Annotated in this window: 24 protein-coding genes; 8 read left to right on the plus strand and 16 right to left on the minus strand. The window is 67.4% G+C overall.

Annotated elements, in window-relative coordinates:
- The first annotated feature begins 8 nt into the window (after positions 1-8).
- Entirely contained in the window at positions 9-1172 is a 1164-nt protein-coding gene (locus V3B41_RS05715; RefSeq protein ID WP_329860388.1) for a hypothetical protein, read from the plus strand.
- Between the two features lie 75 nt (positions 1173-1247).
- On the opposite strand, the gene V3B41_RS05720 is transcribed toward V3B41_RS05715, so the two are convergent.
- Positions 1248-1727: a YetF domain-containing protein gene (locus V3B41_RS05720; protein ID WP_032129193.1), complete on the minus strand. Its 480-nt coding sequence runs from the start codon at positions 1725-1727 to the stop codon at positions 1248-1250.
- Positions 1728-2099: 372 nt separating this feature from the next.
- Complete coding sequence (polA, locus tag V3B41_RS05725; protein ID WP_329860390.1) at positions 2100-4874, minus strand: DNA polymerase I; 2775 nt, start codon at positions 4872-4874, stop codon at positions 2100-2102.
- 98 nt (positions 4875-4972) lie between these two features.
- Between polA and V3B41_RS05730 the strand changes: the two genes are divergently transcribed.
- Entirely contained in the window at positions 4973-5257 is a 285-nt protein-coding gene (locus V3B41_RS05730) for a DUF2782 domain-containing protein (protein WP_005411628.1), read from the plus strand.
- A gap of 149 nt (positions 5258-5406) precedes the next feature.
- Here V3B41_RS05730 and V3B41_RS05735 read toward each other — a convergent pair whose 3' ends face one another.
- Positions 5407-5853, minus strand: coding sequence for a universal stress protein (locus V3B41_RS05735; protein WP_049427255.1), 447 nt, complete (start codon positions 5851-5853; stop codon positions 5407-5409).
- Positions 5854-6036: 183 nt separating this feature from the next.
- Here V3B41_RS05735 and V3B41_RS05740 point away from each other — a divergent pair, with 183 nt between their 5' ends.
- Positions 6037-6183 carry a hypothetical protein gene (locus V3B41_RS05740; protein ID WP_180849133.1) on the plus strand — a complete coding sequence of 49 codons (147 nt, stop codon included), beginning with the start codon at positions 6037-6039 and terminating at the stop codon, positions 6181-6183.
- Between the two features lie 81 nt (positions 6184-6264).
- Here the strand turns inward: V3B41_RS05740 and V3B41_RS05745 are convergent, their stop codons facing one another.
- The 9 genes from V3B41_RS05745 to V3B41_RS05785 form a co-directional block, all read right to left on the minus strand.
- Positions 6265-6819: a hypothetical protein gene (locus V3B41_RS05745; RefSeq protein ID WP_043399601.1), complete on the minus strand. Its 555-nt coding sequence runs from the start codon at positions 6817-6819 to the stop codon at positions 6265-6267.
- Between the two features lie 106 nt (positions 6820-6925).
- Positions 6926-7252 (minus strand): low molecular weight protein tyrosine phosphatase family protein, encoded by a 327-nt coding sequence (locus V3B41_RS05750; protein ID WP_329860393.1) that lies wholly within the window; start codon positions 7250-7252, stop codon positions 6926-6928.
- A gap of 104 nt (positions 7253-7356) precedes the next feature.
- Entirely contained in the window at positions 7357-9549 is a 2193-nt protein-coding gene (uvrD, locus tag V3B41_RS05755; protein WP_197632590.1) for a DNA helicase II, read from the minus strand.
- 9 nt (positions 9550-9558) lie between these two features.
- Positions 9559-10980, minus strand: a complete 1422-nt coding sequence (locus V3B41_RS05760) for an FAD/NAD(P)-binding protein (RefSeq protein WP_329860396.1) — start codon at positions 10978-10980, stop codon at positions 9559-9561.
- 45 nt (positions 10981-11025) lie between these two features.
- A complete protein-coding gene (gene cls / locus V3B41_RS05765; RefSeq protein WP_197632611.1) occupies positions 11026-12444 on the minus strand; it encodes a cardiolipin synthase in 1419 nt (472 codons plus the stop codon).
- 231 nt (positions 12445-12675) lie between these two features.
- A complete protein-coding gene (gene rpmG / locus V3B41_RS05770; RefSeq protein WP_169411268.1) occupies positions 12676-12843 on the minus strand; it encodes a 50S ribosomal protein L33 in 168 nt (55 codons plus the stop codon).
- 10 nt (positions 12844-12853) lie between these two features.
- Positions 12854-13090 (minus strand): 50S ribosomal protein L28, encoded by a 237-nt coding sequence (rpmB, locus tag V3B41_RS05775; protein ID WP_005411638.1) that lies wholly within the window; start codon positions 13088-13090, stop codon positions 12854-12856.
- Positions 13091-13414: 324 nt separating this feature from the next.
- Positions 13415-13924, minus strand: coding sequence for a DNA polymerase III subunit epsilon (gene dnaQ / locus V3B41_RS05780; protein ID WP_197619337.1), 510 nt, complete (start codon positions 13922-13924; stop codon positions 13415-13417).
- Between the two features lie 56 nt (positions 13925-13980).
- Positions 13981-14874, minus strand: coding sequence for a LysR family transcriptional regulator (locus V3B41_RS05785; RefSeq protein ID WP_197632587.1), 894 nt, complete (start codon positions 14872-14874; stop codon positions 13981-13983).
- Positions 14875-14983: 109 nt separating this feature from the next.
- Between V3B41_RS05785 and V3B41_RS05790 the strand changes: the two genes are divergently transcribed.
- The 5 genes from V3B41_RS05790 to V3B41_RS05810 all read left to right on the plus strand — a co-directional run bounded on the left by V3B41_RS05790 (position 14984) and on the right by V3B41_RS05810 (position 21625).
- Positions 14984-15373, plus strand: a complete 390-nt coding sequence (locus V3B41_RS05790; protein ID WP_197632586.1) for a RidA family protein — start codon at positions 14984-14986, stop codon at positions 15371-15373.
- 187 nt (positions 15374-15560) lie between these two features.
- The gene (locus V3B41_RS05795) at positions 15561-15893 is read left to right on the plus strand and encodes a hypothetical protein (protein ID WP_049427242.1); all 333 of its coding nucleotides are present in this window, start codon (positions 15561-15563) and stop codon (positions 15891-15893) included.
- Between the two features lie 56 nt (positions 15894-15949).
- Positions 15950-17203, plus strand: coding sequence for a TolC family protein (locus V3B41_RS05800; protein ID WP_197619333.1), 1254 nt, complete (start codon positions 15950-15952; stop codon positions 17201-17203).
- A complete protein-coding gene (locus V3B41_RS05805) occupies positions 17200-18405 on the plus strand; it encodes an efflux RND transporter periplasmic adaptor subunit (protein ID WP_197619331.1) in 1206 nt (401 codons plus the stop codon). Before V3B41_RS05800 ends, V3B41_RS05805 begins: the two co-directional genes overlap by 4 nt.
- A 10-nt stretch (positions 18406-18415) precedes the next feature.
- Positions 18416-21625 (plus strand): CusA/CzcA family heavy metal efflux RND transporter, encoded by a 3210-nt coding sequence (locus V3B41_RS05810; protein WP_329860401.1) that lies wholly within the window; start codon positions 18416-18418, stop codon positions 21623-21625.
- Positions 21626-21728: 103 nt separating this feature from the next.
- Here the strand turns inward: V3B41_RS05810 and V3B41_RS05815 are convergent, their stop codons facing one another.
- The 4 genes from V3B41_RS05815 to V3B41_RS05830 all read right to left on the minus strand — a co-directional run bounded on the left by V3B41_RS05815 (position 21729) and on the right by V3B41_RS05830 (position 25869).
- Entirely contained in the window at positions 21729-23498 is a 1770-nt protein-coding gene (locus V3B41_RS05815) for a DUF885 family protein (RefSeq protein WP_049426736.1), read from the minus strand.
- Between the two features lie 246 nt (positions 23499-23744).
- The gene (locus tag V3B41_RS05820; RefSeq protein WP_197632582.1) at positions 23745-24092 is read right to left on the minus strand and encodes a lipid-A-disaccharide synthase N-terminal domain-containing protein; all 348 of its coding nucleotides are present in this window, start codon (positions 24090-24092) and stop codon (positions 23745-23747) included.
- Positions 24092-24814: a glycosyltransferase family 2 protein gene (locus tag V3B41_RS05825; RefSeq protein WP_049443806.1), complete on the minus strand. Its 723-nt coding sequence runs from the start codon at positions 24812-24814 to the stop codon at positions 24092-24094. Before V3B41_RS05825 ends, V3B41_RS05820 begins: the two co-directional genes overlap by 1 nt.
- Positions 24815-24903: 89 nt before the next feature.
- Positions 24904-25869 carry an NAD-dependent epimerase/dehydratase family protein gene (locus tag V3B41_RS05830; RefSeq protein ID WP_329860404.1) on the minus strand — a complete coding sequence of 322 codons (966 nt, stop codon included), beginning with the start codon at positions 25867-25869 and terminating at the stop codon, positions 24904-24906.
- Positions 25870-25905: the final 36 nt, after the last annotated feature.

Consider the following 25905-nt stretch of genomic DNA (forward strand, 5'->3'; position numbering starts at 1 on the left):
ACGAACCAATGTCTGCTGCTGTTTTCCTTCGCCCCCGCGCTGCGGGCTGGCGTTCCCTGCTGTTGCTGGCCCTGGTCTCGGCCAGCCTGCCGGCTGCCGCGCAGTCGATGGCCTGTGGCACCTACAAGGACAGCAGCGGCAACACCACGCTGACCCTCGAGAGTGAAGGCCACGGCTCCCTGTCCGGCCCCTACCAGGCCACCGAGAACCTGCGCATCGCCCGCCAGGAGGACGTGCTCGGTACCGGCAACCTGTCCACCGGCCAGCTGGAGAACTGGTACTTCTCGGACAACGACCGCACGATCAGCACGCCCTATCGCGAGTTCACCCGTGAGCGCGCCGCCGCCTGCAAGGCGATGCCAGAGCCCGTCGAAGACGGTTGCGTGATGAACACCTCCGAGTGCCTGGAGGCGCTGCCGGAGGCCGCACCCGTGAAACTGCACGCCTGGTGTGCCGAGGGCGTGGGCGCAGCCTGCATGCGGTTGCTGGAGACCTACCAGGAACACGCCAACGCAGCGGCACCGAAAGTGACGGACCCGCCGATGCCTGAGATCTGCAAGGAGGAATCACCTTCCTTCGACGCCGAAGGCTGCATGGCGGCAGCCAGGAAGGTCGCCTCGCAGATGGCAGGGGAGGCAATGCTGGGCCTGCGGCATTCGGTCGATGCGCCCTTGCCGCCGGTGCAGCTGGATGAGCTGGCGGCACTCTGCCGCGAACAGCACGGCGAGACCTTCTGTGAAGCGGCGGCCGAGTCGCTGTGGAGCGGCGGGCGCCTGCAGCAGGCCCGCGAGGCATTGCAGCTGGCCTGCGCACAGCGCGCGGATGCGCCGTCCTGCGGACCGGCCAAGGACCTCGCTGTTGTTGCCGGTGCAACCGCAGCGGCACTCGAACCGATCGCCGCCACCGCCCTGCCCTGCGGCAGCTTTGTCGCCGAACGCAGCGTGCTGTCGCAGCTGCGCTTCCTCGATGGCGGCATCGTGGAAGCCGGTGGCGAGGACGTGCGCCTGCGCGCGAGCCTGCGCGACGGCCAGATCGTCCTGCATCGCGATGTCGGCAGTGACTTCGTTCTGCAGCTGCTGCAGAACGGCAGTCTGGTGGGCGTCGACAACGGCAACCGCTTCGCCTACTACGAGCGCAAGGCGACTGCGGGCAACGTCCGCTGCACTCCCTGAGCAGCGTGATGTAGCGCCGAGTCCACGCTCGACTGATGAACCAGCGCAGCCGAGCAGGGGCTCGGCTCTATGTCGTCAGGTGCTCTTCCGGGGGATGATGGTGATGTGCCCGTTGATCTCCAGCAGGGCCAGCTCCACATCCTCCACGCCCAGGCAGCCCTGCTGGCGCATGGCGGCCTCGAAATCCGCACGGGTGACCTGCTCACGGCGCAGAACGGCGTCGAACAGGCGCCCATCGCGCGCGATCACCACCGGTTCGCCCTCGACCAGGCGCTCGATACGGCGGCTGCGGGTGCTCACCCAGCCCACTCCGTAGTTGAGCAGGATCAGCGTCGCCGCCAGCAGCAGGCCGCCGCCCAGCGAGGTGTCGGTGCCCAGCAGCGCGTTCTGCACCGCATTGCCCAGCAGCACCACCAGCAGCACGTCGAACGGGGTGATCTGCCCCAGCGGGCGCTTGCCGCTGAGCCGGACCATGCCCAGCACCACGACATACACCACCACCGCGCGCAGGATGAATTCCCACCACGGCATCGCCAGTGCGAACAGATCGGGCATTGCGGGTTCCCCTGCTGGACAGTGGCCCAGCCTAGCACCTGGGGTCAGATCCCTTTGCCCGGTGGGCAAAGGGATCTGACCCCATGCGAAGTGTTCCGGCGGCACAAATAAAAAGCCCCGCTGACCAGGGGGAGGTCAACGGGGCCGGGGAACGGGCACTTGGGGAGGAGTCCCCGTTCCGAGATCTGCTCCAGGGGATGGGAGAGATCCACAACAGGCGTTGCGCCTGTCGAGAGTTATAGAAGCACTCCGAACACTAACGGTTCGTGAAGGGGCCCAATTTAATGAACCTCGATCAGGGCAACATTCATGATCGAGTCAGAAACCTCTGACGAATGAACGAATTCACGTCGTTTTCAGCCTGAAACACCCTCAGTGCGCTTCGTCCCAGTTGTTGCCGATGCCGGTATCGACCACCAGCGGCACCCGCAGTTTGGCCGCTTGCGACATGCGCTCGACCACCTGCAAACGCAACTCCTCGACGAAACTGCTTTCGGTTTCGAACACCAGTTCATCGTGTACCTGCAGGATCATCCGCGCCGGTGCACCGCTGTCACGCAACCACTGGTCCACGTCCACCATCGCGCGCTTGATGATATCGGCGGCGGTGCCCTGCATCGGCGCGTTGATCGCAGCACGCTCGGCACCGGCGCGCAGGCCCTGGTTACGTGCATGAATGTCGTTCAGGTACAGTCGGCGGCCGAACAGGGTCTCTACATAGCCCTGGTCGCGGGCCTGCTGGCGCATCCGCTCCATGAAGTCGCGCACGCCCGGGTAGCGGCTGAAGTACAGCGCCACGTAGTCCTGCGCCTGGCCCCGGTCGATGCCCAGGTTGCGGGCCAGGCCGAAGGCGCTCATGCCGTACATCAGGCCGAAGTTGATCGCCTTGGCAGCGCGGCGCTCGTTCGGGGTCACCTCTTCCAGCGCACGCCCGAACACCTCGGCGGCGGTGGCACGGTGGACGTCGGCGCCCTGCTCGAAGGCACGCACCAGGCCCGGGTCCTCGGACAGGTGGGCCATGATCCGCAGCTCGATCTGCGAATAGTCGGCGGCCAGCAGCTGGAAGCCCTCCGGGGCGATGAACGCGCGGCGGATGCGGCGGCCATCTTCGGTGCGGATCGGGATGTTCTGCAGGTTGGGGTCCGACGAGGACAGGCGGCCGGTGGCGGCACCGGACTGGTGGTAGCTGGTGTGCACGCGGCCAGTGTCGGGGTTGACCATCTCCGGCAGCTTGTCGGTGTAGGTGCTGCGCAGCTTGGCCAGGCCGCGGTAGTCGAGGATTACCCGCGGCAGCTCGTGCTGGTCAGCAATCGCCTCCAGTGCCTCTTCATTGGTGCTGGGCTGGCCCTTCGGGGTCTTCACCACCGCCGGCAGCTTCAACTCATCGAACAGCACCGCCTGCAGCTGCTTGGGCGAATCCAGGTTGAAGCTGCGCCCAGCCAGTTCGGTGGCCTTCTGCTGCGCGGCCAGCATGCGCGAGGACAGGTCCTGGCTCTGCCGGCGCAGTTCGTCGGTGTCGATGCGCACGCCGTTGGCTTCGATCGTGGTCAGCACCGGCACCAGCGGCATCTCGATGTCGCGGTACACGCTGTCCAGCGCTGGCTCGGCCAGCAGCTGCGGCTGCAGCGCGTGGTGCAGGCGCAGGGTGATGTCGGCGTCCTCGGCGGCGTAGCGGCTGGCTTCGTCGATGCCCACCTGCGAGAACGGAATCTGCTTGGCGCCCTTGCCGGCCACGTCCTCGAACTTGATGGTGCTGTAGCCCAGGTAGCGCAGGGCCAGCGAATCCATGTCGTGGCGGGTGGCGGTGGAATTGAGCACGAAGCTCTCCAGCATCGTGTCGTCATGGTAGCCCTGTACGTCCACGCCATGGCGGCGCAGCACGTGGAGGTCGTACTTGCCGTGCTGGCCCAGCTTCTTCTTCGCCGGGTCCTGCAGCACCGGGCGCAGGGCATCGAGCACCTGCTGGAGCGGCAGCTGGGCCGGCGCCCCCGGGTAATCGTGGCCGACCGGAATGTAGGCGGCCTTGCCCGGCTCGACCGCCAGGCTGACGCCGACCAGGCGCGCGCGCATCGCGTCCAGCGCATCGGTTTCGGTATCGAAGCTGATCAGCTCGGCCTGCTGCAGGCGCTCCACCCAGGCCTGCAGCTGCTCGGGGGTCGACACCGTCTCGTATTCACCCGGCTCGGACAGCGCAGGATCCAGCGCGCCAGCGGCTGGCACCTCGGCGCTGCCACGGGCGAAGCCGGCGGCGGTGCCGCGCAGGCTCGGGGTGGCTTCGCTGGCCACTGCCGGTGCCGGCAGCGGTGCACCCAGTTCCTTCAGCGCCTGGGTGAAGCCGTAACGCGTATACAGCTCGGTCAGCTCCGGTACGTCCTGCTCGCGCAGGGCCAGCGTGGTCGGGCTGGCGTCCAGCGCCACGTCGGTGCGGATGGTCACCAGCTCGCGGTTCAGCGGCAGCCGTTCCAGTGCAGCGCGCAGGTTCTCGCCGATCTTGCCCTTCATGGTCGGCGCGGCCGCCATCACGCCGTCCAGGTGCTGGTACTCGGCCAGCCACTTGGCGGCGGTCTTCGGCCCGCACTTCTCCACGCCCGGCACGTTGTCGACCGCGTCGCCCATCAGCGCCAGCAGGTCGATGATCTGGTCGGCGCGCACGCCGAACTTCTCCATCACCGCCGCGGCCGAATCCATGCGGCTGCCGGTCATGGTGTTGACCAGCTCGATGCCCGGGCGCACCAGCTGGGCAAAGTCCTTGTCGCCGGTGGAAATGGTCACCTTCAGGTCCTGCGCCAGGCCCTGCAGGGCCAGCGTACCGATCACATCGTCGGCTTCCACGCCGGGAATGCGCACGATGCTGATGCCCAGCGCCTCGACGATGCGGCACATCGGCTCGACCTGGCTGCGCAGCTCATCGGGCATCGGTGGGCGGTTGGCCTTGTACTGGTCGTACAGGTCGTCACGGAAGGTCTTGCCGGGCGCATCGACCACGAACGCTACGTAGGCCGGGCGCTCCTTCAGCGTCGAGCGCAGCATGTTGACCACGCCGAACAGGGCGCCGGTGGGTTCGCCCTGTGCATTGGACAGGGGCGGCAGCGCGTGGAACGCGCGGTACAGGTAACTGGACCCGTCGATCAGGACTAATCTGCTCATGGGTCGATTCTACGCGCCCGTGCCTGCACCGCGACGACACGGCACACGCGCGGCGATGGGGCATAATCAAGGCTCTATCCAGGCAAAGGCCCCCGCCGATGAAGACCCTGATGCTGGCTTCCCTGCTCCTGCTCGCTGGCTGCGCCAGCATGGGTGGCGCAGGTGCTCCCCCGGTGGACGTCAAGGGCGCCGATGTCTCCAAGCGCACCATGGACAACGGCGATGTCATCGAGGAATACCGCGTGTCCGGCCAGCTGCGCATGGTCAAGGTGACCCCGTCGCGCGGTGCTCCGTTCTACATGTACGACAAGAACGGCGACGGCCGTTTCGACAACGACAAGGACGGCGTCTCGCCGGTGTACTGGAAGCTGTACAGCTGGTGAGGTGACCGGGGCCGGATCCCTTTCCGCAGGAAAGGGCTCTGACCCCATCATGGCAAACGGCACGGCCACCACAAAAAACAACGCCGGCGCGCATCCTGCGGCCGGCGTCGGGTCCCCTCCCCGGGAACGCTTGAATCAGTGGGTGTGGATCAGCGGATGACCAGCACCGGCAGCGTGCTGCGCGCCAGCACTTCCGCGGTCTGGCTGCCCAGCAGCACGCGGGTCACGCCGCGACGGCCATGCGAGGTCATCACGATCAGATCGCTGTTGCGCTCGCCCGCCGTCTCGATGATGCCATCGGCCGCATAGCGGTCCAGCACGTGTATCGGGTTGGCGGTAATGCCCTGCTCGGCCGCCTTGGCCAGCGCGGGCTGAAGGACCTTCTGCGCGCCTTCCTCGCGGTCGGCCTTGTACTCCGGGCTGTTCATGTAGCCCACGCTCCAGCCCATGGCGTCGTACATGCCGACGGCCCACGGCTCGGAAACGGTCACGATATCGACCTCGGCATTGAGGTCCTTGGCCAGCTCCAGGCCCTTGGCCAGGCCTTTGTCGGCCAGCTCGGACCCGTCGGTGGCAATCAGGATGCGCTTGTACATGGTGGGGCTCCGTAGCGATCTGCCAGATGGGAACAACACCATTGCACACCGGATGTGCAGGCTGCGCCTTGAGCAGGATCAATCCGGCGCAGAGCAGCGGCCCGTGCGCATCGCCGGCTTGCGCGCCCGCTTACCCCCAAGCATGCTGGCCAGGCGGTATCGGGCCGCGCCAGGAAAACATGCATGCAGGACAGCAAGCCGACATCACGAAGCCCCCTCAGGATCATCCTTTGGAGCCTCATCGCCGCCTTCGTGCTGTTCTACGGCGGCTATCATCTGGGCAAGGACATGGCGCTGCGTGACAACGCCCGCCAAGCAGCAGGCAAGTAAGTTGCTTCTGTAGAGCCGAGCCCATGCTCGGCTGCGGATGGAGGAGCCGAGCATGGGCTCGGCTCTACATCAGGCCCATGCTCAGGCGATCTGCACCACGCGTGCGTTCTGGCACAGCGGGTAGCTGGCCACGAATTCGGCAATCGCATCACGCATCGCCTCGAACGATTCGCCATACATGTACAGCGCGGTTTCGGTCGGGCCCTGCCACCAGCTGCAGATCTCGCCCAGGCCGTCGATGTTCTCCGACAGTTGTTCGAATACGTGGTTGGAATCGCACTGTTCGTAGACTTCGTCCGGCAGATTCAGGCCATCCAGGTAGATGCCGAGGCCCTCGGTCACGCCGAAGCTGCGATCAGCCTCGCCAGCCCCCTGCAGCTGCGAACCCTTCGGCGCGCCCAGCTGTTCCAGCAGATCGATCAGCTTCGGCACGCCGGCCGCGTCCACCAGGGCAACTTCAATATCGCCGTACTCGACCTCACCCAGGTCCGACATCGCGGTGCCGCCGCCGGTGAGCTCGCCCACCTGGGCCGCCTGCAGCAGCGCGTCGAGCGGATCCTCGAACAGCTCGTGGCGATGCTCCGGCTGCAGCCGGGCGTTCAACTTCACAGTGACGTGCAGCGTGGGTTCGGTCATGGGGCGTTCCTGGAAGATGTCGCCGCCTATTGTAGAGCTGAGCCCATGCTCGGCTGCTTTTTCCGCCAGAAGCAGCCGAGCATGGGCTCGGCTCTACAACAGCCCGTCAGCGCAGGAACGGCGTGACCTTGCGCTTCAGCAGTTCCACCAGCACCGGGTCCATGTACTCGTAGTCGTCGGGGATATCCAGGCAGATCAACCGCTTGCCGTTCAGCCATGCCTTGTAGCGGCTGGACAGCCGGCTGCGGTGGGCGCGCTCCATCACGAACACCAGGTCGGCCCACTGCAGCAGCTCGGGGCTGAGCGCCTCTTCGGCGTCGGCCAGCAGCCCGGGCGAGGCGGTCTCGATGCCCGGCCAATCGGCGAAGACCTGCTCGGCGGTGGGGCTGCGCAGGCGGTTCTGGCTGCAGAGGAAGAGCACGTTGCGGGTCATGCATACTCGCCTTTGTAGAGTCGAGCCATGCTCGGCTGGTTTTCCCCGCCAACAGCAGCCGAGCATGGCTCGGCTCTACAGGAGTTCCCGCCCCTCGACGGTGATCAGATCACCGTCAGGTTGGCGTAGGCCATCACCAGCCACTTGCTGCCGGCGTCGGCAAACTCGACCTGCACGCGGGCGTGCGCGCCGCTGCCTTCGTAGTCGGTCACCATGCCTTCGCCGAACTTGGGATGGGTGACCAGCGCGCCGAGCTTGACTGGCGGCGCCTCGATCGAGGCATGGCCCATCACCCGGCTGGCGCCCATCGAGGCCGGCCGCGAGACCTGCACCTTCGGGCGCACTTCGTGCAGCAGCTCGCGCGGGATCTCGCGCAGGAAGCGCGACGGCAGGCTGTAGTTGTCCTGGCCGTGGATGCGGCGCGATTCGGCATAGCTCAGCACCAGCTTCTGGCGTGCGCGGGTGATCCCCACGTAGGCCAGGCGGCGCTCTTCTTCCAGCCGCCCGCTTTCCTCCAGCGAACGTGCGCTGGGAAACAGGCCTTCTTCCAGGCCGGCCAGGAACACCAGCGGGAACTCCAGGCCCTTGGCCGAATGCAGCGTCATCAGCTGCACACCTTCCTCGCCGGCCTGCGCCTGGCCTTCGCCGGCCTCCAGCGCGGCATAGGCCAGGAACGCGACCAGCTCGTCCATGTCCTCGCCCACTTCCTCGATGTCATCGGCACGGCGCACGAAGCGCGAGGCCACCGAGACCAGTTCGTCGAGGTTGTCGGTGCGCGATTCCGAGTCCAGCGCGTTGCGGCTTTCCTTGCTCCAGTGCTCGCGCAGCTGCGAGCGGGCCAGCACGTGGTCCACGCGCTCGGCCAGGGTCATGTGCAGGGTCTGCGCCTGCAGCTCATTGACCAGCACCAGGAAGCCGGCCAGCGCATTGCGCGCGCGCGCGGCCAGTGCGCTGCCCTGGGTGACCAGCATGGTCGCTTCCCACAGCGAGATGCCCTGCGCGCGCGCCTCGCGGCGTACTTCATCCAGCGTGCGGTCGCCGATACCACGGGTGGGCGTGTTGACCGCGCGCTCGAACGCCGCGTCATCGTTGCGGTTGGACAGCAGGCGCAGGTAAGCCAGCGCGTCCTTGATCTCGGCGCGTTCGAAGAAGCGCATGCCACCGTACACGCGGTACGGCACCTGTTCGCTCAGCAGCGCTTCTTCCAGCGCGCGCGACTGCGCGTTGCTGCGGTAGAGCACGGCCACTTCGGTGTAGCTGCCACCGTCGCGCACCCACTGGCGGGCGCGCTCGACGATGTAGCGCGCCTCGTCCATTTCGTTGTACGCCGCGTACAGGTCGATCGGTTCGCCGTCGCCGCTGTCGGTCCACAGCTGCTTGCCGATGCGGTCGGGGTTGTGCGCGATCACCGCGTTGGCGGCGCCCAGGATGTTGGCGGTGGAGCGGTAGTTCTGCTCCAGGCGGATGGTCTGCGCACCCGGGAAGTCGCGCAGGAAGCCCTGCACGTTCTCGACCTTGGCGCCGCGCCAGCCGTAGATGGCCTGGTCATCGTCGCCGACCACGAACACGTGGCCGGAATCGCCGGCCAGCACGCGCACGAAGGCGTACTGGATGGCATTGGTATCCTGGAATTCGTCCACCAGGATTTCGCGGAAGCGGGCGCGGTAATGCGACAGCAGCGCCGGGTTGTCGCGCAGCAGTTCATGCGCGCGCAGCAGCAGCTCGGCGAAGTCGACCAGGCCGGCGCGGTCGCATCGCGCCTGGTACTCGATATAGGCCTGGCGCATGGTTTCCAGCCACGCATCGTGCGGCTCGGGCTGGATGTGCTGCGGGCGGCGGCCTTCGTCCTTCTGCGCGTTGATCCACCACGCGATCTGCTTGGCCGGGTACTTGCCGTCGTCCAGTTCAAGCGCCTGCACCACGCGCTTGACCAACCGCAGCTGGTCGTCCGAATCCATCACCTGGAAGCCTTCGGGCAGCCTGGCGTCCTGCCAGTGCAGGCGCAGCAGGCGGTTGGCCAGGCCGTGGAAGGTACCGATCCACATGCCGCGGCTGCCATTGGGCAGCTGGGCGTCGATGCGGTGGCGCATCTCGCCGGCCGCCTTGTTGGTGAAGGTCACCGCGAAGATGCCGTGGGTCGGCACGCCGTCGACTTCATGCAGCCAGGCGATGCGGTGGGTGAGTACGCGGGTCTTGCCGGAACCGGCACCGGCCAGCACCAGGTGGTGGCCGGGGGGAGCGGAGACGGCTTCGCGCTGGGCCGGGTTCAGGCCATCAAGCAGGTGGGAGACATCCATGCCCCCATTTTACGGCATCGCCGTCGCGGCTCCTGCGACCACTTCGGTGGCAAGCGTCTGCGCCTGCTGACGCAGTTCAGGCACCGCCAGGCTTTCCCACAGGCTGCCGATGCGCAGGCTGCCGAGCACGCCCAGCCGCGCCTGCGGCTGGCCACCGGCGGCGCACAGGCGGTCGCCCGGCACCGTGCTGTCCAGACCCAGCCCATGCGGACCGGGACGGGCCAGTCCATCTGCCTGCAGCTGCTGCAGCAAGGGATTGCGCAACGCGCTGGCGCGGGTCTCCACGCCGGTGGCGTTGATCACGCCGCCGATCGTCCAGTGCTGTTCATTGCCGTTGGCATCGCGGCCAGACAGCCGCAGGGCATCGCCTTCGCGGCCGACGCGTTGCAGGCGGGACCGGTGAATGCGCAGTTGGCCGCTTTCGATCAGCGCCTGCAGCTGTGCGTCGACCTCTTCGGCGATGCGGTGGCGATGCACGTCCCAGTAGCGCACAACATGGCGCAGGAAGCGGCGCTGGTCGGCCGCGTCGAGGCTGCACCACAGCGCCTGTCCGTGCGGACGGATGCGGTCCATCACGCCCTGCCACGGCAGCCCGTCGGCCTGCGCCTGGCGAGCGAACCCGCGCAATGCGCGCAGGCGCTGGCGCAGGCGCATCGGCAGCAACGTGGCCGGGTCGAACGTGGGCAGGCCGCCATGCGCATGCGGCAGCGGCAGCAGGCCATGGCGCGAGATCACGTGCAGCGGGCCGGTGTGGCCGGCGGCAACCAACGCCAGCACGGTGTCGGCCATGCTCAGGCCGGAGCCGACGATGGCCACGGCATGGTTGCCGGCCAGGGTCCGCACGCCGTCGTAGTCCCAAGCCTCGATCACGTCATCGGCGGGCAGCGCATCGGCGCCGGCCACCGGCAGCGGGCGCATGCTGTTGCCGGTAGCGAGCACCGCCTGTGCGGCATGCAACATGTGGCCATCGCCGAGTGTCAGCCGGTAGCCGTGGTCATCCGGCTGCAGGCCCAGCACCGGCTGCGCGATCACCTGCAGCTGTGCGGGGCTGGCGGCCACGGCCTCCTGCAGGCGCTGCTGCAGGTAGGCAGCAAAGTAATGGCGACACACGTAACGCTCGCCCAGCACCTCGCGCGCCTCTCCCGGGTAGGCGTTGGCAGCCACCAGATAGTCGAGGAAATCGCCGGGCTGGTCGGCAAACGCACTCATCTTTGCCGCCGGTACGTTCAGCAGGTGCTCCGGCCATGGCGTGGCATAGGCGATGCCCTGGGCCAGCTGCGAGGCGGGTTCGAAGAGGGCCAGCACCAGCGGCGCGTGGGCCTGGCGCAGTACCTGGATCGCCACCAGCACCCCGGCCGCACCACCACCGATGATCGCCAGGTCCAGTTCGCCATTACGCGGTGAATCAGTCATGCGCCGATTGTAGGCCATCGGCGATGACAGGCCGGATTGCCGAAACGGGCGGCCGGCATTGCCTTACATCAACGCATCGGCCAAGCGTGCGATGCCCTCGCGGCTGCGCCACCAGGCAGGCCGTTTGCGCCATTGCTGCAGATCCAGCTGCCGCGATTCACGCAGATAGCCATCCTCGATCGCATACAGCTGCTGCACCAGCGCGCGGTCGTAGCAGATCAGGCCGATTTCGGCATTCAGCGCAAACGAGCGGATATCCATGTTGATCGAACCGAGTACGGCGATGTCCTCGTCCACGCTCATGTGCTTGGCATGCAGGAACTGCGGCTCGTACAACGCGATGCGTACGCCACAGCGCAGCAGCTCGTCGTAGTAGGCCTCCTGTGCCCACGAGGTCAGCCGCTGGTTGTTGCTGGCCGACAGGATCAGCTGCACCTCCACGCCGGACAACGCGGCAATGCGCAGCGCGCTCAGCGTGGCCTCGTCGGGCACGAAGTACGGCGTGACCATCACCAGCCGTCGCCGTGCCAGGTGGATCAGCGCCGCCACCGCATCGCGCGCGTTGCTGTACGGGTAGGCCGGGCCACTGGGCAGCAGCTGGGTGGCGATGTCGTCGCTGCACTCGGGCACATCGGCAATCACGTCCAGGCGCTGGCCGGTTTCCATGTACCAGTCGCTGGCGAACACCGCTTCCAGATGCGCCACCGCCGGGCCACGCACGCGCGCCACCAGCTCGCGGTTCGGGTGGCCGGGCACGAACTGCGGGCCGGCCAGGTTCTGCGAACCGACATAGGCCACTTCGTTGTCGATCACCGCGATCTTGCGGTGGTTGCGCAGGTCCATGCGCCCGCTGCGGCGCCAGCGCAGGCCACCGGGCAGCATTGCGCGCACTTCGATGTCGCGCGCTTCCAGGCGCTTGCGGTAGGCGCGCAGACCGCGCTTGGCGCCCACCGCATCGAGCAGCACGCGGCACTGCACGCCACGCGCGGCAGCGCGCTGCAATGCCTCGACGATCGCCTCGCCCACCGCATCGTCGAACATCAGGTAGTACAGCAGGTGCACGCGGTCTTCGGCCTGGTCGATGTCGGCGATGAGCGTGTGCAGCGATTCGTCGTAGTCGGTCAGCAGATCGACCGCATTGCCGTGCACCGGCATGAAATCGCCCTGGCGCTGCACCAGCGGCACGATCTCGGCGCTGGCGGTGTCCGGCTGCGGGGTCCAGCGCAGGCGGTGCTGCAGCGCCTGTTCCTCGCGGATCACCTGCGAGGCTTCGGCCTGGCGGCGGATGCGCTCGCGCGACAGCCACGGGTGGCCGAACAGCAGGTACAGCGGCAGGCCCAGCAGCGGCACGAAGCCGACCAGCAGCAGCCAGCTGCGCGCCGCCCCCGGCGTGGTGCGGGTGGGAATCCAGCACAGCGCGACCAGCCGGATCAGCCAGTCGATCAGCAGCAGATACGAACCCAGCAACCACTCGAACAGCATCGCGTCGCCCGTCGGGAGGTGATGGGCCATTCTGCCCAGCAGGGTGTGTAGAGTCGAGCCGCGCTGGACGGCCTTGAACCAGCGTGTCGACCAAGGTCGACACCTACCAGGCGCGGGGACAGCGCGCCGACCCACGGTCGGAACCCACAGGCACCCACCACGGGAACATCGGGCATGAAAAAACCCGCCACATGGGCGGGTTTCTTCGCGGGGACCAGCAATCCTTGCGGATTACTTGATCTTGCCTTCCTTGTACAGGACGTGCTTGCGCACGACCGGATCGTACTTCAGGAATTCCATCTTCCCCGGGGTGTTCTTCTTGTTCTTGTCGGTCGTGTAGAAGTGGCCGGTACCGGCCGAGGAAATCATACGGACCTTATCGCGCTTGCCTGCCATGATGCTTTACTCCTCAGACCTTTTCGCCGCGCGCACGCAGCTCAGCCAGAACGGAATCAATGCCGTTCTTGTCGATGGTGCGCAGTGCATGCGCGGAAACACGAAGCTTGACCCAGCGGTTCTCGCTGGCCACCCAGAAACGGCGCTCGTGCAGATTCGGCAGGAAACGACGACGGGTCTTGTTGTTGGCGTGCGAGACGTTGTTACCCGTCTGCACTCGCTTGCCGGAAACCTGGCATACGCGGGACATTGCGCACCTCGATAGTAGTAGTTGTCAGCCCGTAGCCCGGGAGACGGCGGCCTCGATGGTTGCCCACCACACGTCAAGAGAATCAAAGGGTTACGCTGGCGTTGGGCGGCCGGGGACGTGCTCCCGGGGGCGCCGCCCGGTAGAAAACCGGACACAGCGAGCCGCGCATTATGCACGGGCTCAAGCACTTGCGCAAGTTACCCACAGGCTGCGGCTGAACACGGCGGCGGGAGCCCTTGTAGAGCCGAGCCCACGCTCGGCTCTGGCATTCCGGGACACAGCAGCCGAGCATGGGCTCAGCTCTACAACAACGACCGGGCCGGCTCAGCGCAGGTGCGGGATGACCTGGGCCAGCAGATGGGCATCCTTCAATGCACCGTGCAGGCCCCGATTGCCGGGAATACGCAGTCGCTGCAGTACATCGTCCAGCTTGTTGCCCTGCCCCGGCCAGCGCCCGCGCGCCAGCTTCAGGCTGCAGGTGATGCGGCAGTGCTGGGCCAGCGTGGCGGGAATGCCGGCCAGGCGCAGCTCGTTGTCGAGGAAACCCACATCGAACGTGGCGTTGTGCGCGACCATCTCGCTGCCGCGCAGGAATTCCAGCAGTTCGGCGGCCTTGCTGGCGAACAGCGGCTTGCCCACCAGCATCGCATCGCTGATGCCATGCACGCGCTGTGCGCCCCAGTCGACCCTGCGCTGCGGTTGCAGGTAGGTGTGGAACTGGCGCCCGGTGAGCTGGCCGTCGATCAGTTCGACGGCACCGATTTCGATCACCCGGTGCCCCAGGCGGTGGGAGATGCCGGTGGTTTCGGTATCCAGTGCAACGATGCGGCTCATGCGTGGCGATGTTTCCTGTTACGTGCGGTGGTGATTTTCGCACGCGACCGATGCACTCACCCCAGCGCTTCCACCACCCAATCAATGAACACCCGCAACCGCTGGCTCATGTGCCGGTTCGGCGGGAACATCACGTGCATCGGCATCGACGGCAGTTGCCAGTCCTCCAGTAGCGGCAGCAACTCGCCGCGCGCCACGTGCGGTTCGGCCATGTAGCTGGGCAGCGCCACCACGCCGAGTCCGGCCAACGCAGCGGCCAGATAGGCGTTTCCGTCATCGAAGCCGACCGTATAGCGGCCCTGCACCTCAACGCGTTCATCGCCGCGCTGCGCGCTGAACACCCGCGCCCGGCCACTGCGCGGGCTGAGAAAGCCGACCATGTGGTGATCGGGCCCTTGCAGCGCGCGCGGATCGGTCGGCAGGCCGAAACGCTGCACATACCCGGGGCTGGCGTGGAAACCAATCGGCAGCGCCGCCAGCGGTCGCGCCACCAGTGCCGGGTCGGTCGGGGTGCCACCCCGGATCACACAGTCGACGTTGTCGGCGATGACATCAACTTCGCGGTCGCTCACGCCGACGTCCAGCTGGATCTCCGGGTAGCGCGCCTGGAACTCCGGCAGCGCCGGCACCAGCCGTAGTCGCGCGTAGGGTCCGGGCACATCCACGCGCAGGCGCCCGCGCGGCTGGGCGGCCGCGTCGCCCAGCCCGCCCTCCACCTCTTCCAGCTCGGCCAGCAGGCGGGCGATGCGCGGGTAGTAGGCCGCGCCGTCGGCGGTGACGCTGACCCGGCGCGTGGTGCGGTTGAGCAGGCGCAGCCGCAGGTGTGCCTCCAGCTGCTGCACCAGCTGGGTGACCGTGGTGCGGCTGATCTGCAGCGTGTGCGCCGCACGGGTGAAGCTGCCGGTTTCCACCACCCGGGCAAACGCCCGCATCGCCTCGAAGCGGTCCATCGAACTGCCATGATTGTTTGGAATTGACAATCAATCTAGGCCGATCATCGCGGTTTATCCAGACAGCGCTGGCGCGGAGGATGGCGTTCTCTCCCACGGGATCTTCCCCATGTCACAGCGTGATGTCGTTTTCCCCGCCGGGCGGCAGGCCCTGTACGCGCACAACCGCTACTCGCCGGCGATCCGGTCCGATGGCTTCCTGTTCGTTTCCGGCCAGGTCGGCAGCCGCGAGGACGGTTCGCCCGAGCCGGACTTCGAAACCCAGGTGCGCCGCGCCTTCGAGAATCTCAATGCGGTGTTGGCTGCCGCAGGCTGCACGTTCGATGACGTGATCGACGTGACCGTGTTCCTGGTCGATCCGGAGAAGAACTTCGAGAAGGCCTGGGCGATCGTGCCCGAGTACTGGGGCCAGGCGCCGCACCCGACCCTGACCGGCATCGGTGTGACCTGGCTGTACGGGTTCCAGTTCGAGATCAAGGTGATCGCGAAGCTGCCGTGACCTTCGCTGTAGAGCCGAGCCCATGCTCGGCTGAGCGCGCAACAGCAGCCGAGCATGGGCTCGGCTCTACAGAAGCGCAGCCCGGTGGGCCGAAAGGGCCGCCCCACCTGAACGGGAGATTCCGACGAATTCCCGAAGCGGCCATTGATATTGTATCCGGCGAAAACCGCTTGCTAGCCTCCCCTTCATGCGCTGGATCACCCGCCACCTCCGTTCGACCCTGCTGATGCTGCTGATGGCGGCATTCGTGGTCGTGCCGGTGGCCGACGCGCTGGCGTGCACGGTGGAACCGCACGCCAGCACGGTGCATGTGGAGTCCGCACCGGATTCCGATGGCGACAGCGACGGCAAGCATGTCGGTGCCTGTGGCCACAACCACTGCCACCATTCCAACCTGAGCCTGCCGGCACACACGCTGGCCGCGTTCGGGGCGCCACTGCCGGCGCGCTGGATGAGTGCGGGCGATGCGGCGGCCTATGCGGTTGCCCAGGATGAATTGACGCGTCCACCCCGGGCGTGAGTTGAGCGCGTCCCGCGATTGCGGGCTCCCGTTTCACTCACAACCGGAATCCCCCTATGTCGATCCTGACACCTCGGTCGCCGCGTGCGGCCGGGCTGGTCGTCGCTGTGCTGCTGGGCCTGGCCCCGGCGGCATCGGTGATGGCGCAAGCCGCCCCCTCCTACGACACCCTGCTTGAACGCCTGGACCAGCTGCCCGGCACCCGTGTGGGTACGGCACTGGCCGAGGCCGCCGATGCGCGCGCCGACCAGGCCCGTGCGCTGCCCAATCCCTCCCTTTCCTGGTCGGCCGAGAATGCCTGGGGCTCCGGCACCTACCGTGGCATGGGCAAGGCCGATACCGTGCTCACCCTGTCCCAGCCGCTGGAGGTCTGGGGCCAGCGTGGCGCGCGCGTTCGTGCCGCCCGGGCCGAGGCACAAGCCGCTGCCCTGCGTGGTTCGCAGAGCCGCAGTGATGTCGCCAGCCAACTGGCGGCGGTCTACGCACAGGCGGAAAGTGCATTGCGTCGTTACGCCCTCGCCGGCGAAGCGTTGACCCTGACCCGCGACGATGCGGCTGCCGTCAATGCGATGGTCAAGCAAGGCCGCGAACCGCAGCTGCGCGCAGTGCAGGCGCAGAGCGAAGTGGCCAACGCCAGCGCCGCGCTGGATGAGGCACAGGCCTTCCGCGATGCCGCACTGGCCCGCCTGGCCGGCACCGCGCTGCTGGATGCGCCGGTGCAGTCGATCGACAACAGCCTGCTCGATCGCGTGCCACCGCTGCCGCGCGGGGCCACCGATACCGCACTGGCAGTGCGCATCGCCGAAGCCGAAGCCGATGCGGCGGGCAAGCTGGTGGACGTGGAGCGCAAGCGCGCCCTGCCCGACCTCAGCGTCACCGCCGCGCAGACCCGCTTCCGCGAAGGCGGCGAGCGTGCCTACAACCTCGGGCTCAGCCTCAGCATCCCGTTGTTCGACCGTAACCGTGGCGGCATCCGCGCCGCCAACGCCGACCAGCGCGCGGCCGAAGCGCGCCTGGACCAGCAGCGTCGCGACAGCGAGGCCGAGCGCCTGTCCGCCGTGGCCGGTCTGAAGGCCGCCGGCAGCCGTACCCGCGCCGCCGATGAAAGCGTGGTCGCCGCCGAAGAGGCCTATCGCCTCGCGCGCGTCGGCTTCGACGCCGGACGCATCTCGCAGCTGGAGCTGCGCAGCACGCGCAGCGCCCTCATCGCCGCCCGCGGCACCGCCGTGGATGCGCGCCTGTCGCGCGTCGCCGCGGAAATCGATCTTGCCCGCCTGGAAGGGCGCGCACCCTTTGTGGAGGCCCCATGACTCTCTCCCGTTCCTTCCCCCTGATCGGCGGCCTCCTGCTGACCGTGTTCCTGGCTGGCTGCGCTGGCAACGCGCAGACGCCTGCCAATGAAGACCCCGCTGCGGCCAAGGCCGGCACCGACGATGGCCATGGCCACGCCGCCGACAGCAAGGACGCCAAGGCAGAAACCGCGAAGGCGCCGGCAGACGCCGATGAAGGCGTGGTGCAGCTGACCCCGGAGCAGATCAAGGCGTCCGGTATCGAAGTGGTCGCCGTCGGTCGTGGCGGCGGCGGTTCAACCCGCCTCGCAGGCCGGGTCGAGCCCTCGGTCGGTGCGCGTGCATCGGTGGCCTCCACTGTGACTGGCCGCGTTGAACGCGTGCTCGTTGCACCGGGCACCGCGGTGAAACAGAACCAGGCACTGGCCATCGTGGTCAGCGGCGAGGCGGCGGTGTTCCGTGCCAATGCGCTGGCCGCATCTGCCGAAGCCGAAGCCGCGCGCCTGGCCTATGGCCGCGACAAGGCGCTGGTCGACCAGGGCGTGGTCGCGCGCCAGGAGATGGAGGCCTCGCGCGCTCGTTCGCTGGCGGCACAGGCCCAGGCCGCGGCCGCGCAGGCCCAGGCCGCCGCCAACGGCGCGCCCGATGCCAGTGGCCGCGTGCGCATCACCAGTCCGGTGGCCGGCATCGTCGGCAACGTGCAGGTCACTCCGGGCGGCGTGGTCGCTGCCGGCAGCGCGGTGGCCGATGTCGCCGACCCGGCGATGAACGAACTGGTGTTCACCGCGCCGCCCGCGCTGGCCGCACAGGTCACGCCCGGCATGAAGCTGGAAGTGAGCGTGCCGGGTGGCAGCTTCACCGCCACCGTCACCGGTTCGGCCGCCGATGTCCGCCAGCAGGGCGGCGTCGCGGTGATCCGTGCCACGCCGGTGGATGCGTCGCTGCCGCCGGCCGGTTCGCCGGTATCGGCGGTGGTGGTCACCGAGGGCCAGGACGGTTCGCTCAGCGTGCCGGCCGACGCAGTGCAGAACGTCGATGGCGGCAGCGCGGTGTTCGTCGCCGTCGATGGTGGCTTCAAGGCGCAGCCGGTGCTGGCCGGGCGTCGCGCCGGCGACCGCATCGAGATCCTCGGTGGGCTGAGCGGCAACGAGCGCATCGTCGGTGCCAACGCCTTCCTGCTCAAGGCCGAACTGGCCAAGGGCGAAGCCGAGCACGGCCACTGAGGAGGCGACCATGTTCAAGCTGATCATTGAAACAGCGGTGCGCCACCGCTGGCTGGTGGTGTTCCTGGCGGCGCTGATCGCTGCGGTGGGCCTGTTCCAGCTGGGCAAGCTGCCGATCGACGCGGTGCCGGACATCACCAACCGCCAGGTGCAGATCAATACGGTGGCACCTGCACTGACCCCGGAGCAGATCGAGCGGCAGGTGACCTACCCGCTGGAAACCGCGCTGGCCGGCATTCCCGGCCTCTCCACCACGCGTTCGCTGTCGCGCAATGGCTTCTCGCAGGTCACCGCGATCTTCACCGATGCCACCGACATCTACTTCGCACGCCAGCAGGTGGCCGAACGCATGCGCGAAGCGGCCGATGACCTGCCCGATGGCGCATCGCCGATGCTGTCGCCGGTCACCACCGGCCTCGGCGAAGTGCTGATGTGGACGGTGGACTTCACTACGTTCGATCCGGCCAAGCTGGCCAAGCCCGGTGAAGCCGGCTGGCAGGCCGGTGAGGTCTACCGCACACCGGAAGGCAACCTGCTGCGCACGCCGGAAGAGCGCGCGACCTACCTGCGCACCGTGCAGGACTGGATCATCGCGCCGCAGATGCGCTCCAGCCCCGGGCTGGCCGGTGTCGATACGGTCGGCGGCTACGTCAAGGAATACGGCGTGCATCCGGACAGCGCGCGGCTGGCCGCGCATGGCCTCGGCCTGGCCGATCTGGTCACTGCCCTGCAGCGTTCCAACGTGCAGGCCGGCGCCGGTTTCGTGCAGCGTGCCGGCGAAGGTCTGGTGGTGCGTGCCGATGGCCTGGCGCTGACCACCGAGGATCTTGCACAGGCGCCGGTGGCTACCCGCAATGGCGTGGTGGTGCGCGTGGCCGATGTAGCCACCGTGGAACTGAGCCGCGCGCCGCGCCTGGGTGCAGCCAGCCGCAACGACCACGAGGCCGTGCTGGGCACCGCGCTGATGATTGCCGGTGGCAACAGCCGCACCGTGGCGCAGGCCGCGGCCGCACGCCTGGAACAGGTGAACAAGTCGCTGCCGGCCGACATCGTGGCGGCGCCGGTGCTGGACCGCAGCGTGCTGGTCAATTCCACCATCAAGACCGTGGCCAAGAACCTCACCGAAGGCGCACTGCTGGTGGTGGTGGTGCTGTTCCTGCTGCTGGGCAACCTGCGTGCGGCGACGATCACCGCGCTGGTGATTCCGCTGTCGTTCCTGTTCGCAGTGATCGGCATGAACCGCTTCGGCATCAGCGGCAACCTGATGAGCCTGGGTGCGCTGGACTTCGGCATCCTGGTGGACGGTGCGGTGATCGTGGTCGAATCGACGCTGCTGATGCTCGGCCAGCGCCGCGCCGAACTGGGCCGTGCGTTGACCGCGATGGAACGGCTGCGCGTGGCCGCCGATTCGGCAATGAAAATGGCGCGACCGGCGGCGTTCGGCCAGCTGATCATCCTGCTGGTGTTCGCGCCGATCCTCACCCTGGAAGGCGTGGAGGGCAAGACGTTCCACCCGATGGCGGCGACCTTCATGCTGGCCCTGGTCGGTGCCTTCCTCTTCTCTTTCACTTTCGTTCCGGCGATGGCCGCACTGCTGGTGCGCGAGCCGAAGCTGAAGGACGGCGATGCCCATGCGAACGAGGGCGAGCACGAAACCAGGCTGATCCGCGTGCTGCGTGCGCGCATCGAACCGGTGATCCGCAAGGCCGTGGCGCATCCGCGCACGGTGGTGGCCGGTGCGGTGATGATGGTGGTGGTGGGCATCGGCTCGTTCTCGCTGCTGGGCCGTGAGTTCATGCCGACGCTGGACGAAGGCAACGTGGCGATGCAGGCCCTGCGCGTGCCGTCGACCTCACTGGAGCAGTCGCTGGCGATGCAGCTGGCACTGGAGAAGGCGATCGCCAAGCAGCCGGAAGTGGAGACCGTGTTCTCGCGTACCGGTACCGCCGAGGCGGCGATCGACCCGATGCCGACCAACATCTCCGACAGCGTGATCGTGCTGAAGCCGCGCAAGGACTGGCCCGATCCGAAGCTGGCCAAGGACGAACTGGTAGCGCGTTTCGAAGCGCTGGCCGGGCAACAGCTGGGCAACAGTTTCGAGTTCAGCCAGCCGATCGAGCTGCGCTTCAACGAGCTGATTTCCGGCGTGCGTACCGATCTGGCGGTGATGATCTTCGGCGATGACTTCAGCCAGCTGCAGAAGGTGGCCGACCAGGTGGCACTGAAGCTGCGTGCGGTGGATGGCGCGGCCGACGTGCGGGTGGAACAGATCTCCGGCCTGCCCACACTGAACGTGGCGATCGACCACGTGGCGGCGGCGCAGTACGGGCTGACCGCCGCGGATGTGAGTGACGCACTGTCCACCGGCATCGGCGGTACCACGGCCGGCAAGATCTTCGAAGGGGATCGCCGCTTCAACGTGGTGGTGCGCCTGGACGATGCCTCGCGCAACGATCCGGACCAGCTGGCGTCACTGCCGATCGCCACGCCGTCGGGACTGGTGATTCCACTGTCGTCGGTGGCCCGCATCACGGTCAGCGAAGGACCGAACCAGATCAGCCGCAACAACGGCAGCCGCCGCGTGGTGGTGCAGGCCAATGTGCGTGGCCGTGACCTGGGTGGTTTTGTGGGCGAGGCACAGGCCGCAGTGGCCGATGTGGCGCTGCCGCCGGGTGCCTACCTGACCTGGGGTGGCCAGTTCGAGAATCTGCAGCGCGCGGAGAAGCGGCTGGCGACGGTGGTGCCAGTGGTGTTCCTGCTGATCGGCAGCCTGTTGTTCATGGCCCTGCGCAGCGGCAAGGAAGCCATTCTGGTGTTCAGCTGCGTGCCGTTGGCGCTGGTCGGCGGCATCCTCGCGCTGCTGCTGCGTGGCATGCCGTTCTCGGTGTCGGCAGCGGTCGGCTTCATCGCCGTCTCCGGCGTGGCCACCTTGAACGGCCTGGTGCTGATGCAGGCGATCCGCGAACGCCTGGATGCCGGCGACCTGCCGCTGCAGGCGGCGATCAACGGTGCCTCCAGCCGCATCCGCGCGGTGCTGACCACGGCGCTGGTGGCGATCGTCGGCTTCATTCCGATGGCGATTGCCAGTGGTTCCGGAGCGGAAGTGCAGAAGCCGCTGGCGACGGTGGTGATCGGTGGCCTGATCACGGCTACCGTGCTGACCCTGCTGGTGCTGCCGACGTTTGCCGCGCGCGTGGCCAAGCCACGGGCGGTGGGGTGAGCTGAGAGGGGGTCGGAGCCCTTTCCGTGGGAAAGGGATCCGACCCCGTGACCGGGTCGGATCCCCGCCCGAAGGGCGGGGCTCTGACCCGATCACACGACGGTCAGGCCTTCTTGCGTTCGGCGATGTAGGCCTGGATCTGTTGTTCCAGCACCGGCAGCGGCACCGAGCCCTGCTTCAGCAGGGTGTCGTGGAAACCCTTGATGTCGAACTTGTCGCCAAGCTCCTTCTCGGCCTGCGCACGCAGGCGCACGATGGCGATCTCGCCCAGCTTGTAGCTCAGCGCCTGGCCCGGCCAGGAGATGTAGCGATCCACTTCGGTGGTCACTTCATGCTCGCTCAGCGCGGTGTGGTCGCGCAGGTAGGCCAGCGCCTGCTCGCGGGTCCAGCCCTTGCTGTGCACGCCGGTGTCGATCACCAGGCGCGCCGCACGCCACATTTCGTAGGTCAGGCGGCCGAAATCCTCGTACGGGGTTTCGTAGATGCCCATCTCCACGCCCAGCTTCTCGCAGTACAGCGCCCAGCCTTCGCCATAGGCGGAGATGTAGGCGTTGCGGCGGAACTCGGGCAGGTTCTTCTGCTCGGCGGCGATGGCGCCCTGCAGCGCGTGGCCCGGATCGGATTCATGCAGGGTCAGCGCCGGCAGGTTGTACAGCGGGCGCGATGGCAGGTTGTAGGTATTGAGCCAGTAGGTGCCCATGCCACCACGGCCGGCAGTCCAGAACGGCGCGATATCCGGCGGTACCGGCACGATGGTGAAGCGCGCGCGCGGCAGCGTCATGTACTTGCCGAGCTGGCCATCGGCGCGCTTGGAGATCCACGCAGCACGCGACAGCAGCTCTTCCGGCGTCTTGGCATAGAACTGTGGATCGGTACGCAGGAAGGTCAGGAACTCGGCGAAGCTGCCCTTGAACTTCACCTGCTTGATGATGTCGTTCATCTCGCCCTGGATGCGTGCGACTTCCTCCAGGCCGATGCGGTGGATCTCGTCAGGCGACAGGTCCAGCGTGGTGTATTCGTGGATCTGCTGCTTGTAGTACGCCTTGCCATCGGGCATCGCTTCGGCGGCCAGGGTGGTGCGCGCCTGCGGCACGTACTCGCTGACGAAGAAGGTGCGCAGCTGCTGGAACGCCGGCACCACCTTGCCGCTGATCGCCGCGCGCGCCTGCGCCTGCAGCCTGGCCTGTTCGGCGGCCGGAACAGTATTGGGCAGCTTCTTGAACGGCGCATACAGCGGCGATTCGGTCGGGTCCTTCAGCTCGGCGACGGTGGCGATGGACACCTCGCGGCCATCGAGCACCGCACGCGGCACGCTGAAACCACGCTTCAGGCCGGCGCGCATGTTCTCGGTCTGCTGACCGAAGTAGCGCGGTACGTCATTCAAGCGTGCGATGTAGTTCTGGTAGTCCTGCACGGTCTTCATCTCGCGCCGCGCCATGAAGGACAGGTTGGACCAGAACGAGGAGTCGGCGTTGAACGGCATCTCATAGCCGCGCAGGCGCACTTCCTCGGCCAGGTTGAACACCTGGTCGTGGTAGATCGCGTAGTTGACCTGGTTGTCGGGCGAGAGCGTCTTCGGATCGATCTTCTTCAATGCGGCCAGGGTTTCATCCCAGACCTTCAGGCGCGCCTGCTGCGCGGCCGGGCCGACGTCGGGCATGCGGGTGGCGTTGGCCGGGGCGTCTTCGTCCTCGCTGGCCTCGCCGCCGCCTTGCTGGCGCCATTTCCATTCCTTCTCATACAGTGCGCGGAAGGCGGCATCGGCAGGCGATTCGGTGGCGACGCTGGCCGGCGCGGCGGCGGGCGGCGCGGCCAGGGCCACGGCGGGGGCGGACAGGGCGATCAGCAGGGCAACGGCAAGACGGGTTTTCACGAGCACAGGTTCCCGGGAAGGCAGACCCCGATCATGGCACCCCCCACCGCCCGTGGCATGGGACGAAGGTCCTGCCTGCAACAAGGCAGGACCGGGCACCGGCCGCAGGCCGGGTCCCCAGCGCCGACCAGGTAGAGCCGACTGTTAGTCGGCTGCTCTTCTGCCAGATGTGGCAAAGCCCGCGCTCCGCGCGAAAGTCGACTGACAGTCGACTCTACCCACAGCAGACCGCGTCCCGGCGCAGCCTCAATGGCCGGCTTTGTCGCGTTTCCAGCCGCGGTGCTTGATGTCCAGGTGCAGGCTGTACAGCGCGGTGAACGCCGGGAACAGGTTCTGCAGCACGCCTACCGAGTCCTGCTTGGCCGAGAACAGGAAATAGCTCAGCGTCATCAGGCTGCCGATCACGCTCATGTACCAGAACAGGCGCGGGATGACCGGCTTGCCGGCGCGCTTGGAGGCAATGAACTGGACCAGCCAGCGGCCGCCGAACATCAGCGCGCCGGTATAACCGATCAGCTTCCAGCCGGTCACATGCAGGCCGGTCCAGTACAGCCAGGTCAACGGCTGGTCCAGCCAGTGCAGCTCCAGATCCATCAACGCTCCTCCACCGCGGTGCGCTTGCTGCGGGTGATCAGCCACGCCACGCCGCGCAGGTCGCGGATGCCGACCAGCGCGCGACCGAGGTTGTTGTACTTGGACACGCCTGCGGTGCGGTGACGGTGGTTGACCGGCACGCTGGTGGTCTTCCAGCCGGCGCGCTGCATCAGCGCCGGCAGGTAGCGGTGCATGTGGTCGAAGTACGGCAGGTCGAGGAACGCGCTGCGCTCGAACAGCTTGATGCCGCAGCCGGTATCGGGGGTATCGTCGCGCAGCATGCGCGCGCGGATGGCGTTGGCCCAGCGGCTGGCCCAGCGCTTGCTGCCGCTGTCCTGGCGGTTGACGCGCCAGCCGGCGAACAGCTTCACCTGGGCCTCGGCGGCATCGCGCGCGGCCAGCAGCTTGGGAATATCGGCCGGATCGTTCTGGCCGTCACCATCGAGGGTGGCGATCCACGGTGCGCGCGCGTGCTTGACGCCGGTGCGCACGGCGGTGCTCTGCCCGCTCTGGTTCACGTGGTGCAGCACCCGCAGTTCCGGCGTGGTCGCCTTCAGACCCTGCAGCACGGCCAGGGTGTCATCGCGCGAGTGGTCGTCGATGTAGACGATCTCGAACGGCAGCCGGCCGCGCAGCGCGGCGGTGATTTCAGCGACCAGCGGGGCGACGTTGTCACGCTCGTTGAACACTGGAACGACAACGGAAAGCTCGGGTTGGCTCATAAGGCACTCGGCCAAGGGGGGACAAAGAGCGCGCATTCTCCGAAACCGAGGTTATCCGAAGATGAACCCCGTGGCGTGAGGATCCATCCTCAGGCGCGATCGCCAAAATACTCGCGGCACCACTGCACCACAGGCGGCAGGCCTTCTTCGATCGGGGTCACCGCATCGAAGCCGAAAGCGTCATGTGCGCGCCGGGTATCGGCCATCGTGCGCACCATGTCGCCGGGCTGCATGGGCTTGTAGACCTTCTGCGCGGGGCGGCCGGCGGCCTGCTCGATGACGCTGATGAAGCGCTCCAGCTCGACCGGCGTATGGTTGCCGAGGTTGAACACCCGGTGCGGCACCGGGCCGTCGGCCGGTTGCGCGAGGGCGCCGAGGATACCGGACACAATGTCGGAGACATGTGTGAAATCGCGCTGCATGCGGCCTTCGTTGAACACGTCGATGGGGCGCCCGGCCAGCACCGCGCGCGAGAACAGCAGCGGTGCCATGTCCGGCCGGCCCCACGGGCCATACACGGTGAAGAAGCGCAGGCCGGTGGCATGCAGGCCGTACAGCTGCGCGTAGGTGTAGGCCATCAGCTCATTGGCCGCCTTGGTCGCCGCGTACAGCGAGCGCGGCTGGTCCACGCGCTGGTCTTCGGAGAACGGCGGCGTGGCCGAATCGCCGTACACCGAACTGCTGGAGGCATACACCAGGTGCTGCACGCCGCGATGACGGCACAGTTCCAGCATGTTGACGAAGCCGACCAGGTTGCTGTCAATGTAGGCCTGCGGGTTTTCCAGCGAATAGCGCACGCCGGCCTGCGCGGCCAGGTGGATCACTGCGGTCGGCTGCACTTGATCGAACAGCGCGGCCAGGCCGTCGCGGTCGGTCAGGTCCAGCGTGCGCAGGTCCAGCGCCGGGCACAGCGCGGCGACGCGGTCGCGCTTGATCTGCGGGTCGTAGTAGTCGTTGAAGTTGTCCAGGCCGACCACCGGCTGGCCCGCCTCCAGCAGCGCGCGGGCGGTATAGGCACCGATGAAGCCGGCAGCGCCGGTGAGCAGGATGGTCATTGCAGTTGCCTGGAAATCAATGAGTACAGGTGCAGA

The organism is Stenotrophomonas sp. SMYL89 (assembly GCF_036319985.1).
Taxonomy (GTDB): domain Bacteria; phylum Pseudomonadota; class Gammaproteobacteria; order Xanthomonadales; family Xanthomonadaceae; genus Stenotrophomonas; species Stenotrophomonas maltophilia_Q.

What these genes read in the sequence shown, in the direction of transcription:
- V3B41_RS05720 (WP_032129193.1), bottom strand. Translation starts at nt 1,727, where the DNA reads ATGCCCGATCTGTTCGCACTGGCGATGCCGTGGTGGGAATTCATCCTG.
- V3B41_RS05795 (WP_049427242.1), top strand. Translation starts at nt 15,561, where the DNA reads ATGCGCTGGATCACCCGCCACCTCCGTTCGACCCTGCTGATGCTGCTG.
- V3B41_RS05750 (WP_329860393.1), bottom strand. Translation starts at nt 7,252, where the DNA reads ATGACCCGCAACGTGCTCTTCCTCTGCAGCCAGAACCGCCTGCGCAGC.
- uvrD (WP_197632590.1), bottom strand. Translation starts at nt 9,549, where the DNA reads ATGGATGTCTCCCACCTGCTTGATGGCCTGAACCCGGCCCAGCGCGAA.
- V3B41_RS05760 (WP_329860396.1), bottom strand. Translation starts at nt 10,980, where the DNA reads ATGGCCTACAATCGGCGCATGACTGATTCACCGCGTAATGGCGAACTG.
- V3B41_RS05820 (WP_197632582.1), bottom strand. Translation starts at nt 24,092, where the DNA reads ATGGATCTGGAGCTGCACTGGCTGGACCAGCCGTTGACCTGGCTGTAC.
- cls (WP_197632611.1), bottom strand. Translation starts at nt 12,444, where the DNA reads ATGCTGTTCGAGTGGTTGCTGGGTTCGTATCTGCTGCTGATCGACTGG.
- V3B41_RS05810 (WP_329860401.1), top strand. Translation starts at nt 18,416, where the DNA reads ATGTTCAAGCTGATCATTGAAACAGCGGTGCGCCACCGCTGGCTGGTG.
- dnaQ (WP_197619337.1), bottom strand. Translation starts at nt 13,924, where the DNA reads ATGAGCCGCATCGTTGCACTGGATACCGAAACCACCGGCATCTCCCAC.
- V3B41_RS05745 (WP_043399601.1), bottom strand. Translation starts at nt 6,819, where the DNA reads ATGACCGAACCCACGCTGCACGTCACTGTGAAGTTGAACGCCCGGCTG.
- V3B41_RS05785 (WP_197632587.1), bottom strand. Translation starts at nt 14,874, where the DNA reads ATGGACCGCTTCGAGGCGATGCGGGCGTTTGCCCGGGTGGTGGAAACC.
- V3B41_RS05740 (WP_180849133.1), top strand. Translation starts at nt 6,037, where the DNA reads ATGCAGGACAGCAAGCCGACATCACGAAGCCCCCTCAGGATCATCCTT.
- V3B41_RS05790 (WP_197632586.1), top strand. Translation starts at nt 14,984, where the DNA reads ATGTCACAGCGTGATGTCGTTTTCCCCGCCGGGCGGCAGGCCCTGTAC.
- V3B41_RS05825 (WP_049443806.1), bottom strand. Translation starts at nt 24,814, where the DNA reads ATGAGCCAACCCGAGCTTTCCGTTGTCGTTCCAGTGTTCAACGAGCGT.
- V3B41_RS05800 (WP_197619333.1), top strand. Translation starts at nt 15,950, where the DNA reads ATGTCGATCCTGACACCTCGGTCGCCGCGTGCGGCCGGGCTGGTCGTC.
- V3B41_RS05730 (WP_005411628.1), top strand. Translation starts at nt 4,973, where the DNA reads ATGAAGACCCTGATGCTGGCTTCCCTGCTCCTGCTCGCTGGCTGCGCC.
- rpmB (WP_005411638.1), bottom strand. Translation starts at nt 13,090, where the DNA reads ATGTCCCGCGTATGCCAGGTTTCCGGCAAGCGAGTGCAGACGGGTAAC.
- polA (WP_329860390.1), bottom strand. Translation starts at nt 4,874, where the DNA reads ATGAGCAGATTAGTCCTGATCGACGGGTCCAGTTACCTGTACCGCGCG.
- V3B41_RS05805 (WP_197619331.1), top strand. Translation starts at nt 17,200, where the DNA reads ATGACTCTCTCCCGTTCCTTCCCCCTGATCGGCGGCCTCCTGCTGACC.
- V3B41_RS05715 (WP_329860388.1), top strand. Translation starts at nt 9, where the DNA reads ATGTCTGCTGCTGTTTTCCTTCGCCCCCGCGCTGCGGGCTGGCGTTCC.
- V3B41_RS05830 (WP_329860404.1), bottom strand. Translation starts at nt 25,869, where the DNA reads ATGACCATCCTGCTCACCGGCGCTGCCGGCTTCATCGGTGCCTATACC.
- V3B41_RS05735 (WP_049427255.1), bottom strand. Translation starts at nt 5,853, where the DNA reads ATGTACAAGCGCATCCTGATTGCCACCGACGGGTCCGAGCTGGCCGAC.